Source organism: Devosia sp. (assembly GCF_030689745.1).
Lineage (GTDB): Bacteria > Pseudomonadota > Alphaproteobacteria > Rhizobiales > Devosiaceae > Devosia > Devosia alba.
In genome coordinates, this window is the sequence record NZ_JAUYGL010000241.1 from 1 (window position 1) to 18,418 (window position 18,418).

Annotated in this window: 18 protein-coding genes, 1 tRNA gene, 1 riboswitch and 1 other annotated feature; of the genes, 8 read left to right on the forward strand and 11 right to left on the reverse strand. The window is 63.1% G+C overall.

The features are described from left to right. Together Q8O80_RS21385 and metZ are read right to left on the reverse strand one after the other, a co-directional pair. Positions 1 to 556 (reverse strand): transporter substrate-binding domain-containing protein (locus tag Q8O80_RS21385; RefSeq protein WP_305583155.1); only part of this gene is annotated, 556 nt, incomplete at its 3' end. A gap of 35 nt (positions 557 to 591) precedes the next feature. Further along, entirely contained in the window at positions 592 to 1,800 is a 1,209-nt protein-coding gene (metZ, locus tag Q8O80_RS21390; protein ID WP_305583157.1) for an O-succinylhomoserine sulfhydrylase, read from the reverse strand. Between the two features lie 40 nt (positions 1,801 to 1,840). After that, positions 1,841 to 1,916, reverse strand: a riboswitch (SAM riboswitch). Positions 1,917 to 1,991: 75 nt separating this feature from the next. Here metZ and Q8O80_RS21395 point away from each other — a divergent pair. After that, on the forward strand, positions 1,992 to 3,104 hold the full coding sequence (locus tag Q8O80_RS21395; protein ID WP_305583159.1) for a 2'-deoxycytidine 5'-triphosphate deaminase: 1,113 nt from the start codon (positions 1,992 to 1,994) through the stop codon (positions 3,102 to 3,104). Positions 3,105 to 3,127: 23 nt separating this feature from the next. On the opposite strand, the gene Q8O80_RS21400 is transcribed toward Q8O80_RS21395, so the two are convergent. After that, positions 3,128 to 4,000 (reverse strand): LysR family transcriptional regulator, encoded by an 873-nt coding sequence (locus tag Q8O80_RS21400; protein WP_305583161.1) that lies wholly within the window; start codon positions 3,998 to 4,000, stop codon positions 3,128 to 3,130. A gap of 109 nt (positions 4,001 to 4,109) precedes the next feature. Here Q8O80_RS21400 and Q8O80_RS21405 point away from each other — a divergent pair, with 109 nt between their 5' ends. From Q8O80_RS21405 to Q8O80_RS21420, 4 genes are all read left to right on the forward strand, one after another. Next, the gene (locus tag Q8O80_RS21405) at positions 4,110 to 4,340 is read left to right on the forward strand and encodes a hypothetical protein (protein WP_305583163.1); all 231 of its coding nucleotides are present in this window, start codon (positions 4,110 to 4,112) and stop codon (positions 4,338 to 4,340) included. Positions 4,341 to 4,467: 127 nt separating this feature from the next. Beyond that, positions 4,468 to 4,541 (forward strand) — tRNA-Gly (locus Q8O80_RS21410). A gap of 186 nt (positions 4,542 to 4,727) precedes the next feature. Then, positions 4,728 to 4,779: a sequence feature (sul1 is cis-regulatory element that is thought to sense ions involved in sulfur or methionine metabolism; They are found in Alphaproteobacteria), on the forward strand. A 222-nt stretch (positions 4,780 to 5,001) separates the two neighbouring features. Beyond that, complete coding sequence (locus tag Q8O80_RS21415) at positions 5,002 to 6,489, forward strand: SulP family inorganic anion transporter (RefSeq protein WP_305583165.1); 1,488 nt, start codon at positions 5,002 to 5,004, stop codon at positions 6,487 to 6,489. 14 nt (positions 6,490 to 6,503) lie between these two features. Continuing rightward, positions 6,504 to 7,358, forward strand: a complete 855-nt coding sequence (locus tag Q8O80_RS21420; RefSeq protein WP_305583167.1) for a universal stress protein — start codon at positions 6,504 to 6,506, stop codon at positions 7,356 to 7,358. A 275-nt stretch (positions 7,359 to 7,633) separates the two neighbouring features. On the opposite strand, the gene Q8O80_RS21425 is transcribed toward Q8O80_RS21420, so the two are convergent. Genes Q8O80_RS21425 through murQ form a run of 8 tightly spaced genes read right to left on the reverse strand, consistent with a single transcriptional unit; the run spans position 7,634 to position 16,238 of the window. Then, a complete protein-coding gene (locus Q8O80_RS21425; RefSeq protein WP_305583169.1) occupies positions 7,634 to 8,056 on the reverse strand; it encodes a GNAT family N-acetyltransferase in 423 nt (140 codons plus the stop codon). A gap of 2 nt (positions 8,057 to 8,058) precedes the next feature. After that, entirely contained in the window at positions 8,059 to 9,177 is a 1,119-nt protein-coding gene (locus tag Q8O80_RS21430) for an anhydro-N-acetylmuramic acid kinase (protein ID WP_305583171.1), read from the reverse strand. Between the two features lie 10 nt (positions 9,178 to 9,187). Continuing rightward, on the reverse strand, positions 9,188 to 10,180 hold the full coding sequence (locus Q8O80_RS21435; protein WP_305583173.1) for a serine hydrolase: 993 nt from the start codon (positions 10,178 to 10,180) through the stop codon (positions 9,188 to 9,190). Further along, positions 10,177 to 11,907 (reverse strand): ABC transporter ATP-binding protein, encoded by a 1,731-nt coding sequence (locus Q8O80_RS21440; protein WP_305583175.1) that lies wholly within the window; start codon positions 11,905 to 11,907, stop codon positions 10,177 to 10,179. Before Q8O80_RS21440 ends, Q8O80_RS21435 begins: the two co-directional genes overlap by 4 nt. Next, on the reverse strand, positions 11,904 to 12,746 hold the full coding sequence (locus Q8O80_RS21445; RefSeq protein ID WP_305583177.1) for an ABC transporter permease: 843 nt from the start codon (positions 12,744 to 12,746) through the stop codon (positions 11,904 to 11,906). The genes Q8O80_RS21440 and Q8O80_RS21445 overlap by 4 nt, the downstream gene beginning before the upstream one ends. After that, positions 12,746 to 13,705: an ABC transporter permease gene (locus tag Q8O80_RS21450; RefSeq protein WP_305583179.1), complete on the reverse strand. Its 960-nt coding sequence runs from the start codon at positions 13,703 to 13,705 to the stop codon at positions 12,746 to 12,748. Before Q8O80_RS21450 ends, Q8O80_RS21445 begins: the two co-directional genes overlap by 1 nt. A gap of 53 nt (positions 13,706 to 13,758) precedes the next feature. After that, positions 13,759 to 15,279 (reverse strand): ABC transporter substrate-binding protein, encoded by a 1,521-nt coding sequence (locus Q8O80_RS21455; RefSeq protein WP_305583181.1) that lies wholly within the window; start codon positions 15,277 to 15,279, stop codon positions 13,759 to 13,761. Between the two features lie 53 nt (positions 15,280 to 15,332). After that, a complete protein-coding gene (gene murQ, locus Q8O80_RS21460; RefSeq protein WP_305583189.1) occupies positions 15,333 to 16,238 on the reverse strand; it encodes an N-acetylmuramic acid 6-phosphate etherase in 906 nt (301 codons plus the stop codon). A 303-nt stretch (positions 16,239 to 16,541) separates the two neighbouring features. Here murQ and Q8O80_RS21465 point away from each other — a divergent pair, with 303 nt between their 5' ends. From Q8O80_RS21465 to Q8O80_RS21475, 3 genes are all read left to right on the forward strand, one after another. Further along, complete coding sequence (locus Q8O80_RS21465) at positions 16,542 to 17,393, forward strand: MurR/RpiR family transcriptional regulator (RefSeq protein ID WP_305583183.1); 852 nt, start codon at positions 16,542 to 16,544, stop codon at positions 17,391 to 17,393. 244 nt (positions 17,394 to 17,637) lie between these two features. After that, entirely contained in the window at positions 17,638 to 18,048 is a 411-nt protein-coding gene (locus Q8O80_RS21470) for a hypothetical protein (RefSeq protein WP_305583185.1), read from the forward strand. Beyond that, the coding region (locus Q8O80_RS21475; RefSeq protein ID WP_305583187.1) for a TetR/AcrR family transcriptional regulator at positions 18,045 to 18,418 on the forward strand (374 nt) is incomplete at its 3' end. The genes Q8O80_RS21470 and Q8O80_RS21475, both read left to right, overlap by 4 nt.

An 18,418-nucleotide genomic window follows, 5' to 3' on the forward strand; every position in this document is an offset into this window, starting at 1 on the left:
CGACCGCGCTGGCCTGCAGTGCCGCCAGACCCGCCAGTTCGGTGTCGAACTGTTCCACTCTGACATCTGGCAGATAGCGTTGCATGAAGGCCTGATGGGCACTGCCACGGCGCACCGCAACGGTCTTGCCGCTCAGCCCATCGATATCAAAGCTCCTGACATCCTCAGCGCGGGCAACGAAGCGCCCCGGCAAGGCCATGTAGGTAGCGGAAAAATCGAACAACTGGCCATTGGCTTCGGACATCTCCAGTCCGGCGATCAGCGCATCGCCCTGATTGTCAGACAGGGCATTGGCGGCCTGTTCCCACGGCCAGGCCTGCAGGGTACAGGCGAGGTTGACCTCATCGCAGATCGCCTTGGCCAGATCGACATTGAAGCCGATCAGCTCGCCGCTCGCGTCGCGAAAGTTGAAGGGCGGAAAATCAGCGGTGGTCAGAAAGCGGATGGCCGGTACGGCGTTGGCGCCGGGCAGGATTTCGCGCGCCGAGGGATCAGCGTGATAGGGCAAAGCCTGCGCCAGAACGGGCGCACCCGACCCGGCGAGTACCAGCAGCATTATCAAACCCAGCAGCCGCAATTTGGTTGGTCCCCCTAAATCTGGTCCAGGCCATATAGTAGATCAGCAATCAAATCGTCGCTGGATTCAAGCCCGACCGAGAGCCGCAGCAGCCCCGGGGTAACGCCCACTTCAAGCCGGGCATCTTCGGTCAGCCGCTGGTGGGTCGTGGTGCGGGGATGGGTGATGATGGATTTGGCATCACCCAGATTATTGGAGATCAGGATCACGGCCAGCGAATCCGACAGCCTGAACGCCGCCTCCTGCCCCCCTTTGACATCCAGTGCCACCAGCGTCGACCCGCCGGTCATCTGCGCCTTGGCCAGGTCATATTGGGGGTGGCTGGGGTGATGCGGATAGATGACGCTTTGCACCTTGGCGTGGCTGGCCAGCGCCTCGGCAATCCTGCCGGCGCTCTCGGTCATCTGGCGCACGCGCAGCGGTAGCGTCTCCAGGCCCTTGAGCAAGACCCAGGCATTGAAGGGGCTGAGCGAAGCACCGGTCTGGCGCAGGAAGGTGTGTATATCCCCCTCGATGAGCTTTTTGGAGCCCAGCACGACACCGCCAAGCACCCGGCCCTGCCCGTCAATATGCTTGGTGGCCGAGTAGGTGACCAGATCTGCGCCCAGTGCGAGCGGCTTCTGATAGAGCGGGGTGGCAAACACATTGTCGACGATCAGCACGGCGCCATGGGCGTGGGCAATATCGGCCACAGCCTTGATGTCGACCAGCTCCAGCGTCGGATTGGTGGGGGTCTCGATGAACACCAGCTTGGTATTGGGCTGCATTGCCGCGGCGAAATTGGCCGGGTCGCGGCCATCAACCAGGGTCGAGGTGACGCCGAAACGCGGCATGAAGTCTTCCACCACAAAACGACAGCCGCCAAACAGGGCGCGGGAGGCGACGATGTGATCGCCAGCACGGACCTGGCTCATCACCGCATCGGTGACCGCAGCCATGCCGGAGGCAAAGCCACGGGCCGCCTCGGCGCCCTCGAGCAGGGCCATGCGCTCCTGAAACACGTCGACTGTCGGGTTGGCAAAGCGGGAATAGTTATGTGCGCCGGGAATTTCGCCCTTGAACAGGCGCTCGGCATGTTCAGAGTTGGGGTAGCTGTAGCCCGAACTGAGGAACAGCGCTTCGCTGGTCTCGTTGAACTGCGTGCGCTTGCCACCGCCATGGACCAGCTGGGTCTCGGCTGACCGGCGGGTGGGGTCGAGAAGAGGGTTATTCGCCTTGGACATGGTCACGCTTTCAAAACAAAAAACCGGCTCGCTACAGGCGGCCGGTTCCCAAACGGTCTTTAGCAATTTGTTTAAAGTGGCTGCAAGCGACCGGCCAAATCACCACTGGGTTGTGATCTAAAGCCAATTGGCTGTTGGCGTCAATTGCAGGGATTGCTAGGAACAGCCAAAGTAACGGAAAGCGCAAGAGTATGGACAAGCAACAGAGCTGGCCGCAGGGCGTGTTTCCGGCGCGCCTGATCGAGGCGTTGCACCAGCAGGGCTCGATCATCGCCGAGCGCCCGTTCGACGCCGATCAGGTGCAACCGGCCAGTCTGGACCTTCGCCTGGGCGAAGTTGCCTTCCGCGTGCGCTCAAGCTTCCTGCCCGGTCCCAGCCATTCGGTGGCCGAACGCATCGAAGCGCTCAAACTGCACGAGATCGATCTGACCCGCGGCGCCGTGCTGGAACGCGGCTGCGTCTATCTGGTGCCGCTGCAGGAAAGTCTGGAACTGCCCGACATGGTCAGCGCGTCGGCCAATCCCAAGAGTTCGACGGGGCGACTGGACGTGTTCACCCGCGTCATTGGCGATCGCGCCCGCGGCTTTGACCAGATGCCTGTGGGCTACCAGGGCCCGCTTTATGTCGAAATCAGCCCGCGCACCTTTCCGATCCTGGTGCGGACCGGATCGCGGCTGAGCCAGATGCGGTTCCGCCGTGGCGACAACCGCCTCACCGTCGCCGAGCACCAGGCGCTGCATGCCAGCGACACGCTGGTGTTCGACAATGATGTGCCGGTCGGCGATGGGGTTGCCCTGTCGATCGACCTCAAGGGCACCGGGCGCAATGGGCTGGTGGGTTTTCGCTCCAAGCGCCATACCGCCGTGGTTGATGTCGACAGGAAGGCGGCGCTCGATGTGCACGATTTCTGGGAGCCGCTGCATAATCGCGGCCGCCAGGAGCTGATCCTGGATCCGGACGAATTCTACATTCTGGTCAGCGATGAGGCGGTGCATGTGCCGCCTACCCATGCCGCAGAGATGATGCCGTTTGATCCGCTGGTGGGTGAGTTCCGCGTCCACTACGCGGGGTTTTTCGACCCCGGCTTTGGCCATTCCCCCGCCGGGGGCACGGGCAGCCGTGCCGTGCTTGAAGTGCGCAGCCGCGAGGTACCGTTTCTGCTCGGCCACGGCCAGACCATTGGCCGGCTGATCTATGAACGGCTGGCGGAAACACCGGACCGGCTCTATGGCACCGCCTCGGGCTCGAACTATCAGGCCCAAACTCTCAAGCTGTCCAAGCACTTCAAGCCCTACAGCGAATAGGGCGGCAAGGCTGCGCCCGATGGCTACCCATCGGCAAAGCTGCCTTCCTTGCGGAAACAGCTGCGCAGATAATTGAGAAACACCTCTAATGGCTCTGACAGCTCGTTGGACCGAACCTTGAGGCCGACACTGTCCTCGCCCGGCGGCCACGTCCTGTTCATGTCCTCGAGCAGAACCAGACCGGCGCCCAGATACCACTTCGGGCCAATCGTGACCGCCAGCCCCTCGCGCACAACAGAGCGTAACAGGGGCGCATTGGATGTCGTATGGACGATACGATAGTCCCTGTTGGTCTGTGCCAGCGCGGCCAATCCCATGGCCCGCCAGTTACATCCCTCGGACCAGAGCGCCAAGGGCAAGCGCTCCTCGAGATGAACGTGACAACCCTCGCCGCCGATCCAATAAAGGCGGTCGCGCCGCAATATCTCCAGGCCATCCAGCCTGGAATTTGCGGAAACGACGATGGCATCAAAACTGTCCAGATCCGCTCGCTCGCGCAGTTCGCGCGTGTCGGCGGTCAGCACTTCCACCTCCACTTGCGGATAACGCTGCGTAAACCGCTTGAGCACGGGCGTGAGGAATGCCTGGGCATAATCATCGGACATGCCAATTTTGATGGCACTGGCCACCTCAACCTGTCGGAAGGCGTTCACCGTCTCTTCGTTCAGGCGCACGATGGACTTGGCGTAATGCAGCAACCGAAGCCCTTCTGGAGACAGAAAATTGCGGCGGCCAGCCTTTTCAAACAGCGTAACGCCCAGTGTGTCCTCAAGCCGCTTCATCTGGGCGGAAATGGTGGATTGGGTCTTGTTCACCCGCTTGGCGGCCGCGCCATAGCTGCCGGTGTCGGAAATGGCGAGGAAACTGCGCAGAAAATCTGGGTCGATTGCGGTCATGCTATTAGCTATACATCCGCTTTATCGATCATTAAAGTTCAAAACATTTGTTTGAACGATGTGTTGTGCACTGACAGGCTGTGTGAGAACAGCAAAACGAGGTCCTGTCATGTCAATCGCCTATTCGGATCACAACGTAAGCCAGCTGCGTCGCTCCATTGTCGCAATGCTGAAGCGGCTCACGATCTGGCTGGCAGCGCCGCCCGTCACAGACCAAAGCCGATCTCTGCCCAAGGAACTTGAAAACGCCGAAGACTGGCTGCTGGACGATCTCGGGCTCAAAGAAACGGACGATGGTGCCCTGCCCCCCGCCCTGCCCGGCAAGGACCGTCAACGGTGACAGGTATCGGAACGCCGAGACCAGCATCAGGGCTGCGAAAATGCCGGTCAGGCGAGAGCGTGCGATGACACGCGGGCGTCACAGTGCCTTGACGCCCGCCGCGAATTCCAGCATCTATTCGCGCGTCGCGGGTGTAGCTCAATGGTAGAGCTTTTGCTTCCCAAGCAAGTGACGAGGGTTCGATTCCCTTCACCCGCTCCAAAAAAACTCCCCAGATCACTGAGACGGCGGCCTGAGTAGCCGAAAGTCGCGCAGCACGGATGGGGCTTGACCAGTTCGAGCCGCTCGGCGATCCAGCCGCGCGATCTGGGTGGCGACAGGGATCGCCTTGCCGCGAAGGTGTTGCCCCTTGCTTCTCACGGTCAACTGGGGCATTCAAGCACCGTCGTCGGACCCGCAATGCGGGTGGCTTCTCCGGGCGCCCATCCCCCGGTCACCTACCAGATCGTATGAACATCAATGCAACGGAACGCCTGAAGCGTTCGGCTGCCGGTCAGACCATCCCGAATTCGGCACTACCATCCAAGCTGTGTTCTTTTCAGATGACCGCGTTTCGTAGGGCCCGACATGGGCATTGCCGCCGCTTCCCTTCAGGACATCCGTGTATCTCGACAGCTGCAACAGCCCCTTTGGCTGGCGGCGCTCCACAGATGGACACCAGATGCAAGATATCCTCCCCCGAATGCGCGCCGAATGGTTCGGCAATATACGAGGCGACATTCTCGCCGGCCTTGTCGTCGCCCTCGCCCTTATCCCCGAAGCCATCGCCTTTTCCATCATCGCTGGCGTCGACCCCAAGGTCGGCCTCTACGCTTCCTTCTCGATTGCCGTCCTGATTGCCTTCGTTGGCGGTCGCCCCGGCATGATCTCGGCGGCAACGGCGGCAACGGCGGTGCTGATGGTCACCCTGGTCAGGGATCACGGGCTGCAATATCTGCTGGCCGCTACCGTTCTCGCAGGCCTCTTGCAGATCGCCGCCGGCTTCCTCAAGCTCGGCTATGTCATGCGCTTCGTCTCGAAGTCGGTGATGACTGGCTTCGTCAATGCGCTGGCCATCCTGATCTTCATGGCGCAGTTGCCGGAGCTGACCAATGTCAGCTGGCTGACCTATGCCATGGTCGCCGGCGGTCTCGCCATCATCTATCTCTTCCCTCGCATCACCAAAGCCATTCCGTCCCCGCTGGTCTGCATCGTGGTGCTGACGGCGCTTGCGCTGGCGCTTGGCCTGGACGTTCGCACGGTGGGCGACATGGGTGCACTCCCTGACACGCTGCCCATATTCCTGATCCCGCAGATCCCGTTCAATCTCGAAACGCTCATGATCATCCTGCCCTACTCGGCGGCTGTCGCTGTCGTGGGATTGCTTGAGTCATTGATGACCGCCCAGATCGTGGACGAGCTCACCGACACCAAGAGCGACCGCAATCAGGAGTGCGTTGGCCAGGGCATCGCCAATACGGTGACCGGTTTCATCGGTGGCATGGCCGGTTGCGCCATGATCGGCCAGTCGATCATCAACGTGAAGTCCGGCGGCCGCGGGCGGCTCTCGACCTTTGCCGCCGGCGTCTTCCTCCTCTTCATGATCCTGGTGCTGGGCGATCTGGTCAGCCAGATCCCGATGGCGGCCTTGGTGGCCATCATGATCATGGTCTCGATCGGCACCTTCTCATGGAGCTCGGTCAAGAACCTGGTTACCCACCCCCGCAGCTCATCGATCGTGATGCTCGCGACGGTGCTGACCGTGGTCTATACCCATAATCTGGCCATCGGCGTCCTGGTCGGCGTCTTGCTTTCTGCCATTTTCTTCGCCTGGAAGATCTCGCAGATCTTCCGGATCAGCTCCAGCCTGTCACCCGACGGCCGGGAGCGGACCTACACGGTGGAGGGTCAGGTGTTCTTTGCCTCGGCCGAGGACTTCAGCAATGCCTTCGATTTCAAGGAAGCGCTGGAGAAGGTCACCATCGACGTCACGCATGCCCATATCTGGGATATTTCCAGCGTCCAGGCGCTGGACATGATCATCCTCAAGTTCCGCCGCGAGGGCGCCGAGGTGAACCTGGTCGGCATGAACGAGGCCAGCGAGACCATCGTCGATCGCCTGGCCATCCATGACAAGCCAGGGGCGCTCGACCGCCTCATGGGCCATTAGGAGGAGAACCCAGGATGACCAAACTCATCGCTTTCATCGACGGCTCGGCTTACGCCCACAGTGTCCTCGATCATGCTGCCTGGGTGGCTACGACCATAGCGGCCAGCGTCGACGTTGTTCATGTGATCGGGCGTCGCGATCTCTCCAGCACCCCGTTCGACCTGTCGGGCAGCCTGGAACTGGGCGCCCGGTCGAGCCTTCTCAAAGAACTGGCCGAACATGATGCCCAGCGCGCCAAGCTGGCGCAGCAGCGGGGCCGCCTGATCGTCGATGCTGGTGTGCAGCGCCTGCTTCAGGCCGGCGCGCCTTCTGCCATTGGCAAGTTGCGAACCGGCGACATTGTCGAAGCCGTGCAGGAGCTCGAGAAAGAGGCCGACCTGATCCTGATTGGCAAGCGTGGCGAGGCTGCTGACTTCGCCGAGCTGCATCTCGGCTCCAATCTCGAGCGCGTCGTACGGACCAGCACGAAGCCTGTCCTGGTTGCGTCGCGGGCATTCCAGCCGGTCAAACGCTTCCTGGTTGCCTTCGATGGTGGCCCCAGTGTGATGAAGGCCATCAACCACATCGCGGCTGGCAAGCTGTTCGCGGGGCTCGAAGGTCACCTGGTCACAGCCGGCAGGGACACCCCTGAGGCTCGCGGGAAGCTGGAAGCCGCTGCCAATGTGCTGCGGAGCGCCGGCTACACCATTCACACCCACATCGAGGATGGCGAGGCTGAGAAGGTCATCGCTTCCCATGCCGAGGCCGACCACATCGACCTGCTGGTCATGGGTGCCTACGGACACTCCCGCATCCGCAGCCTGTTCATCGGCAGCACCACCGCCGAGATGGTGCGATCGGTCAAGCGTCCGGTGATGCTGTTTCGCTGACGGCCAAGGCTGGCCGCCATCGCGGCCAGCAGCCCGTCACGATCGGGGAGGAAAACATGCACTGGGACCGGGCATTGCCGGTTTGCTCATCGACACAGGGGCGGCTGTCCCCGTGCAGACCTTCGGATACGCAGGGTATTGCGTTGCTGGGTCCCTCGCCTACTGGGTACTGCAGGGGGCGATGGCGCGGCGAGCCTCAAGCGTGAGATAGCCCATCCTTGAGGTGCAGAGCGCTGGCGTCCGGGAATTTCTTTGCCAGATGCGGGTAGGCGCGCTCATGCCAGAGCCTTGGAGAGAAAACTGCGTGTATGGCCACGTGGGAACTCGGGCAACGTGCCGAACACGGTGTAGCCCGCCTGCTGGTAGACATGCAGCGCCTGCGGGCTGAAAGTGTCGATATAGGCGCCATGACAGCCGCGCACCATGGCCTCGGCCTCGGCGGCCGCCAGCAGTTGACGGGCCAGCCCCCGCCCGCGTTGCGCCTCGGCGATCCAGAGCAGCTGGACATAGAGCCAACCCCAGCCGGTATAGCCGGACAGGCCCGCCACCAACTCGCCATCGACCCGCACCAAGGCGGCGAGCGGCCGGCGGTCTGCCGGTCCGACCACGCTGTCGTTGAACGCACTCAGATTACGGGCGATGCGTTCCAGATCGGCAGCCGGCGGCGTCTCGGTAACCTCGATGACGGGTCTATCCATACTCAGCCCACCAATATGCCGCCGGTCAGCGGCTGCGGCGCGCCGGTCGTGGTCGGGAAGCTGATCGGCAAGCCGCGCAGCACGCGCACGGCCAGGAATGCAAAGCACTCCGCTTCCGTGGCGTCACCGCGCCAGCCGACCACTTCGGCGGGGACTGCCTCGACATGGGCCCGCTCGCCCAGCATGTGCATGATCGCCGGATTATGCCGGCCACCACCGCACACCACGATCCGCTCGGGACGGCGCGGCAGCAGGTCGAGCGCCTTGCCGACCGCTCCGGCGGTGAAGGCGGTCAATGTCGCGGCGCCATCCTCGGGCCCCAGGCCATCGGCCATGCTGGCGAGGAAATCAAAACGGTCGAGTGATTTGGGATAGGGCGCGGTGAGATAGGGATGGGTGAGCAACTGGCTCAGGCGCGCTTCATCGACCGTGCCGCGCAACGCCATGGCGCCATCGCGATCCATCTCGCCCAGACCAAGTCCCTTGATGAAATCATTGAGCGGCGCATTGGCCGGGCCGGCGTCAAAGGCGATCAGTTGATCGTGCCCATCCCACCAGGTCACATTGGCCACGCCGCCCAGATTGAGCACCGCCGTGCGCCCGTCCACCGCGCCAATGGTGCGCAGCAAAGCCTGATGATAGACGGCGGCAAGCGGCGCTCCCTGACCACCAGCGCGCACATCGGTCGAGCGGAAATCATAGGCCACAGGAATGCCGAGCAGGTCGTGCATCAACTGGCCATTGCCCAGTTGGCGCGTGGCACCGATCCGCCCGGGCTGCGGGGCGCGATGCAGCACCGATTGGCCGTGAAAACCGACAACGCCAATGTCATCGGGCCTCAGGCCCGCCTGCGCCACCAGATCGGCAACGGCACTTGACTGTGCGCGGGTCAGGGCGTCCTCCGCCGCGGCAAAGATCGCCGGTTCGGGGCCCTCGAAATTCCACAGCCGGGCCTGTGCCAGGCAATCTTCCAGCAGCGTGCGGATCGCCGCCGGATAGGGCGCCAGAGTGTAGCGCCCGAAGCGCTCAATGGTCTCGCCATCGGTGCGCAGCAGCGCCACATCGATATTGCCGTCCAGCACCGTTCCGGTCATCAGGCCCACAGCCCAGATCGGCTCCATCGTCATCTCCCTAGTCGGCATTGATCAGATCGCCCACGGCACGGCGCAACGCAAAAATGCCGCTGTCAAAATGGCGGGTCGGATGAATGCGGTTGCTCAGCAGTGTCCAGGCATGGCCGCGCGCAAAATCGATCCACAGTCCGGTGCCGGTAAAGCCGGTATGACCAATAGTGTCGGCCGAGCAGCGCTCGCCACCCGACCAGCCATCATGGGGGCGCTCCCAGCCATGGGTGCGGCGCGCTGACACAGGCGTGCGGATCAGGGCATCGGGCGCGGTCGTCGCCAGTTTGCCGACGGCAAAATCGAGCAGCCCATCAACCGTGCCAAACAGGCCCGCATGACCGGCGCCCTGCAGCGCCGCACAATTGTCGTCATGCACCTCGCCAACCAGCAGGCGGTTGCGCCAGGTGCACTGCTCGGTCGCGGCGGCCTGGGCCGGATCGGCCGACCAGGCAAAGCCGGTGCCGGGGTTCATCGCGCGGATGGAGCGCCCCTCAAGCCGCTCCAGCGCCAGGCCGAGCAGAATGAAATTGATGTCGGAATAGACGGCGGGACCCGCTGGCCACTCATGCTGCAGCACAAAGGCGCGCAACAGGTCGGGATCGCGGCCATAGGTGTAGAGCGGGAACACGGCCGGAAACGGTGTCTGGTGGCCCAGGCACTGGCGGAAGGTTATCCTGCGCTCCCAATTGTCGGGATTGTACTGGCGGAAATCGGGCAAGACGCTGATCAGCGGCGCGTCAAGGTCGATGGTGCCGGCTTCGGCCAGCGCCAGAATGCGCTCGGTGGTGAACAGCACTTTGGTCAGGGAGGCCAGATCAAACCAGGTGGCCTGGCGCATGGGCCGGCGCTCCGGCGTCAGCTGCGCCGCACCAAGGACGCGGACAGCGCGATTGCCGTCGCGATCAACCAGTCCCAGCACGCCACCGGGCAGGCGCGCGCAATCAACGGCTTGGCTCAGCGGGGCCATGGCCCGCTCGATCAGGCTTTCGACGCGGCTCATGAGGCCACCTCGACGCGAACCTGATGGTCGATACCGGCCTGGCGCCAGCGTGCTTCTGGCGGCTCATAGCCGGCTTGGCGCACCAGCGAGGGCACCTGGGTCATATCGACGGCAAAGTGCTGATTGCGGCGCTCGACAGCCGGCACGGCGGCGATCAGACGTTTGGTATAACTGTGCTGGGGATCAGCGAGCACGCCACGCGCCTCGCCGATTTCAACGATCTGGCCGGCAAACATCACCGCGATGCGATGGGCAATGCGTTCAACCACCGCCATGTCGTGCGAGATGAACAGATAGGCCAGATTGAACTCGCGCTGCAGGTCGACCAGCAGATCGAGCACCCGTGCCTGCACCGACACGTCAAGTGCCGACACGGCCTCGTCCAACACCACCACATCGGGATTGAGCATCAACGCACGGGCAATGCACAGGCGCTGGCGCTGACCGCCGGAAAACTGGTGCGGATAGCGTTCAAGGGCATCGGCGGGCAGGCCGACCCGTTCGAGCAGAAACTGCATGCGCTCGTGCAGCGCAGCGTCCTTGCGCTGTCCATTGGCAATCGCCGGCTCGGCCAGCAGCGCCTCGACATTGAGGCGCGGGTTGAGCGAGGCAAAGGGGTCCTGAAACACCATCTGGATCGGTCGTCTTGAGCGACCCGCAGCGGTGGTGATAGCGCCGCGCTGGTGGCTGTTGAGGCCAAGAATGGCACGCGCCGTGGTCGACTTGCCCGAGCCGCTCTCGCCCACAATCGCCAGGGTCTCGCCCGGCTGCAAGTCAAAGCTCACGCCGTCGACGGCATGCACGGCGGCCTTGGCGCGGAACAGCCCACGGCCGACCGGGAAGCGCACGACCAGATCGTCGACACTGACAATCGGCGCGCGCCCCTCGACGCGGTGGCCATCGGTACGCACCGCCTTGCCGGCGCTGAAATGCGGCACGGCCTTGAGCAGGTGGCGGGTATAGTCGTGCTGGGGATTGTCGAGCACGGCGTCGATCTGGTTCTGTTCCACGGCCACGCCCTGCTGCATGACCATGATATTGTCGGCAATGCCGGCGACCAGGCCAATGTCGTGGGTGATGAAGATCATCGACATGCCGGTTTCGGCGCGCAGTTCGGCCAGCAGCGCCATGATCTGGGCCTGTACCGTGACATCCAGCGCCGTGGTCGGCTCGTCCGCGATCAACAGGCGCGGGCTGCTGGCCAGCGCCATGGCGATCATCACCCTCTGGCGCATGCCGCCCGAGAGCTGGTGCGGATAATAGGCCAGGCGCGATTTTGCATCAGGGATACGCACGCGGTCGAGTACGTCGAGCGCGGCCTGTCGCCCGGCGGCACCGGTCAAACCGCGATTGAGCCGGAAGGCCTCCTCGATCTGGGCGCCGATGGTGTGCACCGGATTGAGCGAGGTCATCGGCTCCTGAAAAATCATGCCGATGCCACTGCCGCGCACCCGGCGCAGCGTCTTCTCGTCGGCCTGGGTGACATCGAGCACCGACCCGTCGCTACGCTGAAAATGGATCGAGCCAGCCGTAATCTGGCCACCACCAAAATCCACCAACCGGTTGATCGACAACGCCGTCACCGACTTGCCGGACCCTGACTCCCCGACAATGGCGAGGGTCTGGCCCGCCATCAGCTCGAAGCTGACGCCCTTGACCACTTCATTGGCTTTGGGGTCGCGGCCGAAGCCGACATGGAGATCGCGGACGCGAAGCAAGGGCGTCATGCCGTCCTCCTTTGGGTGCGCGGATCGAGAATGTCGCGCAACGCATCACCAGTCAGGTTGAAGCCCAGAATGCCCAGCATGATGGTCAAGGCGGGGAAGATCATCAGCCAGGGGGCCTGTTGCATCAGGTTCTTGCTTTCCGCCAGCATCAGGCCGAGCGATGGGGTCGGCGGCTGGGTGCCCAGCCCGAGGAAGGATAGCCCGGCTTCGGTCAGCAGGGCCCAGGCCAGCGCCAGGGTAACCTGGACGGCAAGCGGCGCCACCAGATTGAGCAGCAGGTGCCGGCTCAGAATATAGCGCTGCGAGCTGCCAAAGGTGCGTGCGGCATCGACGAAGTCGCGCTGCTTGAGCGACAGGGCCGGCCCCCGCACCACGCGGGCGAAAATGGGCGTATAGACAATGGCGATGGCCGTCACACTGGTGAAGGTGCCGGGGCCGACAATGGCGATGATCAGCAGCGCCAGCAGAATGGCCGGGAAGGCCAGCAGCACATCCATCAGCCGCATCAGCACACCATCCCAGAGCCCGCCCAGCCAGGCGGCAAACAGGCCGATAATGGTGCCGGCCAGGGTCGCCCAGGCGACCGAGGCGAAGGCAATGAGCATGGATTGTCCGATGCCCAGCATCAGCCGGCTCATGGTGTCGCGGCCCAGCAGATCGGTACCCATCCAATAGCTGGCGCTCGGGCCCGTCAGCCGGTCGATCATGAACTGCTTGAGCGCAGGATGCGGGGTCAGGCCGAGCACGCCGAGCAGCGCCAGGGTGAGATAGAGCCCGATAATGAACAGCCCGACGCGGCCGGACGGGTGCTGCCACAATGCGCCAAAAACCCTGGTCATCAGCGGCTCCCGAGACGAATACGCGGATCGAGCGCGACATAGGCGAGGTCGACCAGCAGGTTGACCACCAGGAAATTGAAGGCCACGAACAATACCGTGCCCTGCACCAGCGCATAGTCGCGCTGGGTGATGGCATCAAGCACCAGCCGCCCGAGCCCGGGCAAGGCGAAGATCTGCTCGACGATCACCGCGCCACCCAGCAGATAGCCGAACTCCACACCCGACAGCGTGACCACCGGGATCAGCGCATTGGGCAGCGCATGGCGCCAGACCACGCTCATCGGCGAGGCGCCCTTGGCGCGCGCGGTACGGACATAGTCGTCACTGAGCACATCGAGCATGGAGGATCGCGAAATGCGGGTCACCGAAGCGGCGAAGGCAAAGCCCAGCGTGACGGCGGGAAAGAACAATTGCCCCAGGCTGGCCCAGGGATCGACGGTGATTGGCGTGAACGTCCCCATCGCCGGCACCATGCCGAAAAACACCGAGAGCACATAGATGATCAATACCCCGATGACGAAGCTCGGGGTGGACTGGCCCAGCATGGCCAGCACGCGCACCACCAGATCGCTGGGTCGCTCATTGCGGGTGGCGGCAAGCACCCCCAGCGGCACGCCGACACCAAGGGCAATCACCATGGCCATCAGCGACAGCTGCAGGGTCAGCGGGAAGCGCTCGAGGATCACCGTCAGAACCGGCTTGGCATAGATTGAGGATACACCCAGATCGCCCTGAAACAGCCCGAGGAACCAGCGCGAATATTGTGACCAGACCGGTTGATCAATGCCGAAATAGGCGGCCAGCGCCGCGCGCTGGTCCGGGGTCATCATTCCGGCCTCGGTGCCCAGCATGGCGGTAATCGCGTCGCCCGGAATCAGCCGGATCGACACAAATACCAGGACCGAAACACCCAGCAGGATCAACGGGAACGTCAGCAGACGCTGCACCACATAGCTCATCGCTGTCCGCTCCGCGGCTAGAGGGGCCGGCCTGGGGGCCGACCCCGGTTGGATTACTGAATGGCGATCTTGGTGATGCCGAACAGGGTACCGGTTGGCGAAGGCTCATAGCCCGAAACGGTCTTGAGCTGGGCGGTGTAGCTGTAGGACGTTGACAGCCAGATCCACGGCGACTGCTCGGCAAGGCGCTGCTCGAAAGCATGGAAGATTTCGACGCGCTTGGCCGGGTCGGTTTCAGCCTGGCCCTGCTTCATCAGGCTATCGAGTTCGTCATCACTGAAGTTCGACACCTTGACCAGATTGCCGTCCTTGGTGAAGTAGCGATTATACATCGGATAGGGATCGGGACGACCGCCATTCTGCGCCACGGCCATGTCGAAATCACCGGCCAGCCAGGTGTCGACATAGACATTGAGCTCCATCATCTTGATGTCGAGCTTGATGCCGATCTCGGCCAGCTGGCTCTGCAGCACCTGCGCTTCGGATGAGGCGACCGGCGGTTCACCATTGGCGCCAATGACGGTCGCGGTGAAGCCATCGGCAAAGCCGGCATCGGCCATCAGCTGCTTGGCCTTGTCCAGATCCTGCTCGTAGCAGAACAGCTTGGAGGTATCCTGGGCGAAGGCCGGCATGGTCAGCGGCCCGGTCACCTTGCCTTCACCGGCCAATGCCGAGTCGATGATCTCCTGGCGGTTGACCGCACAGGAAATCGCCTGGCGCACCATCAGATTGTCCATCGGGGCGCGCGACGGGTTGAGCTGCAAGACGTTGTAGGCCAGGCCCGGCACGCGGTTGAGTTCAAGATTGGCTTCGTTGGGCACCAGGGTTGCGATCAGGGGATCGTTGAGCAGGGCGAAATCGATCTGGCCGGCACGCAGCGAGGCCAGGATTGCCGATTCATCGGGCAGCACCGAGATGGTGATGCCGTCGATATTGAGCGGTCCACCGGCCCATTCGGTGTTGGCACTGAGGACTTCCTTGGCGTTGGGCTCCCAGGAGTCGAGCGTGAACGGGCCCGAACCCAAGGCTGTGGTGCCGATTGAACCCGCAGCGATTTCGCTGGCCGGCACGATGGCGGCATTGATGGTGGCCATGGCCACCAGGATCGGCACGTCAGCGGTGCTCAGATTGAACACCACGGTAGCGTCGTCGGGCGTCTCGATGCTCTCGATCGACAGGAAGTTCGACCGCGCGGCAGCGGCCGTCGCTTCATCCAGCAAACGTTCGAACGAGGCCTTCACATCGGCCGACGTCACCTGATTGCCATTGGTAAACTTGGCTTTTGGGTCGAGCTTGAAGGTCAGCATCTTGGCGTCAGCAGAAAATTCCCAGCTGCTGGCAATGGCCGGGATCACATTGAGCTCGGGGTCAAGCCGCACCAGCGGCTCGTAGACCAGCTCTAGAAGACGCAGCGACGAGAACGCCGTCTGCTTGTGCGGGTCGAGTCCCGTGGCGTCCTGCGACCACGCCATGCGCAGCTCGGCAGCATGGGCTGGCAGGGCCATGGCCGTGGTGGACAGTGCTGTCGCCATGGCCAGGCCGGCGAGTATCTTGCGTGAATTCGTCCAATGCATTTTGATTTCCTCCTAGTGATCCATGACCGCCAAAGCTGGCGGATTCGAAAAGCTCAGGCGCTCGAAACCGCGATGGCCCGGCGCAAAATGCCCCCTGTCGCCGCCAGGGCCGCCTGCCCTGCCGCAACATCGAGCCCGGTCAGCTGCACCAGAATGGCCAGCTTGACGTCGTTATTACTGGCTTCCAGTGCGGCTTCGGCCTGCTGGGCGCTGCACTCGGTGGCCTGCATGACGATGCGGACAGCGCGGGCCAGCAGCTTCTCGTTGCTGGCATGCAGGTCCACCATCAAATTCTGATAGCTCTTGCCGATGCGGATCATGCTGGCCGTGGTCAGCATGTTGAGCACCAGCTTCTGGGCGGTTCCCGATTTGAGCCGGGTCGAGCCGGTCAGCACTTCGGGGCCGACCACTGGCGAAATGGCAATATCGGCAATGTCGGCGATGGCCGATACCGGGTTGCAGGACAGCGCGACTGTCACCGCGCCGATGGCGCGGGCATGCTGCAGGCCGCCAATGACATAGGGGGTGCGGCCGCTGACGGCGATACCCACCAGAACATCCCTGGCCGTGAACGCAATGGCCTCGAGATCGGCGACACCATCCTCGCTGCGGTCCTCGGCGCCTTCGGTGGCGCGCATCAGGGCATCGGGACCACCGGCGATCAGGCCGACCACCATGCCATGGGGCACGCCAAAGGTCGGCGGACATTCCGAGGCATCAAGCACGCCCAGCCGCCCGCTGGTGCCAGCGCCCATATACACCAGTCGCCCACCCTGATTGAAGGCCGCGACAATGGCGTCGACGGCGCGCTCGATAGCTGGAATGACCAGTTCCACCGCGTGCGGAACGGTGCTGTCTTCGCGATTGATGGTGTGCAGGATGTCATGGGTCGACATCATGTCGATGCCCATGCTGTTGGGATTGCGCCCTTCGGAAACCAGCAGGTCCAGCTCAGACATCAGGGCGCGGCGTCCCTGCGCGACGCCGCTCACGGCGCACCCCCTGCCCGGCCGCGGTGGCACGTCTGCAGCTGGGCTGGTATTGGCGCGTCAGTCGACACCATCGCATTTCCTCGTGGCCGAGATGGGCTGTTCTGGCAGGAGCCTAAGAAGACTCCACCCCTCTTGTCAAGAATGTTCATATGATTAGTATTCTTTGTAACTTTGTTCCAGTCGCGTGCTGCAATTCGGGGATGGCATGCTCTCGCCGCAGCACAGCGACTCGGGCAAGAAGACAGGCGCAGACAGGAAAGCGAGAGCGATTTGGGCATTCAGTCGACGATCGAGGCCTCCACTGACAAGTTCACCCCGGCCATGCAGCGCGTGGCCGCCGTGATGCGCGAAAATCCGGCCATCGTGCTGGATATGAGCATTTCCGATCTGGCTGTGACCTGCAGCACCTCGGTGGCGACGGTCATTCGGTTCTGCCGGGTGTTGGGGCTGTCCGGCTATGCGCAATTGCGCATGTCGCTGGCAACCGAACTCGGCCGGGAAGCGGCCCAGTTCCGTTCCGGCATGACGATGGGCGCCGAAATTGCCAAGTCCGACACGCTCCAGGAAATGGCATCCAAGGTAGCGACGCTGGAAATGCTGGCCATTGACGAGACCGTGTCGAATCTGGATTTCGCGGCGCTCGACCGCGTGGTCGCGGCGCTCGACAAGGCGCAACGCATCCTGCTGTTCGGCATCGGCGCCAGCCAGTTTGTCGCGCAGGACCTGCATCACAAACTGTTCCGCATCGGCCGCAACGCCTTCCTGCTGGCCGACCCGCATGAGGCCTGGTCCGCCGCCCTGCTGTCGCCGCCGGACACGGTAGCGCTGGGCTTCTCGCACTCAGGCAACACCTCTGACACGGTGCGCTACCTCGAAATCGCGCGCCAGTCGGGCGCGCTGACCGTGGCAATCACCGGATCGCCCGATTCCCCGCTGGCCCAGGCGGCCGATGAGCGCCTGATCAGCCATGCCCGCGAAAGCACGCTACGGGCCGGCGCCATGGTCAGTCGCATCGCCCAACTGGCGATCGTGGACTGCGTTTTCCTCGGGGTTGCTCATCACCGCTATGAGCAGACCGTCGATGCGCTGCAGCGGACCCGCGACGTCACCCACCCCCGCTGACCTTCAGCGGCCGCCTGGAACGGCCTGTGACCGGTCGCTGCAGTCTCGACACAATCGGTTGTGGTGCTGCGCTTGGTCATCGACGTTGCAGCCCCGCCGCCGGTTCACCTGCTGGAAGCTGACACGCCGCATCAATTCGCCGAACCCCGGCACGATCAGGCGGGCTTGCGCAATGCGCGCCATTGGTTATAGATGAATAACTTAGTACGCTACCCCGCAACCGATCCATCGGAGTGTCAAGGCCATGAACACCCACCCGGCACACAGCGCCCCCGTCTCTACCGGGCTCAAGATCACGGCGGCAGTGGCACTGATCTTTGGTCTGATGACACTGTATTCGGCTGGCAGCGTGCTTTTCGGCCCGGCAATTTCCCAGGAAATGGCCGGCGCCTATGTCGATTTTGTCGTCTGGTTCAATTTTGCTGCCGGATTTTTCTATGTCGCCGCAGCCATCGCTATCTGGTTTGGCTATGGCTGGGCGTGCCGTCTCTCGGCGCTGATTGCACTGGCGACGGCGCTGACGGCCGTCCCCTTCGCGATTCACGTCATGGGGGGCGGTGCATTTGAAATGCGCACTGTCGGCGCCCTGGTGCTTCGTATCGGTTTTTGGGCGGCAATTGCCCTTATCCTGCGCCGTTCGGGGCGACACGGATGAACCGGCGTAAAACCGCAGCAGACCGCAAGATCGACATCTCGCGCAGTGCCCTGGATCTGGCCTTCGAGGTGGGTCCCGATCAGGTGACGACGGGCATGATTGCCGATCGGCTGGGGCTGACCCAGCCCGCCGTTTACAAGCATTTCCCCCGCAAGGAGGATATCTGGCTGGCGGTGGGCGTTTTCCTGCTCGCCCGCGTCGCCGGCAATATCGCCCATGCCGAAGCGGCACCGCTGGCGCCCGAGGCCCGGCTGCGCCTGTTGGTGATGCAGCACCTGCAATTGGTGCGGGACAATCCGGCATTGCCCGAAATCATGGTCATGCGCGGCGCGACGGCGACGCATGAGACATTGCGATCGCAGATGCAGAC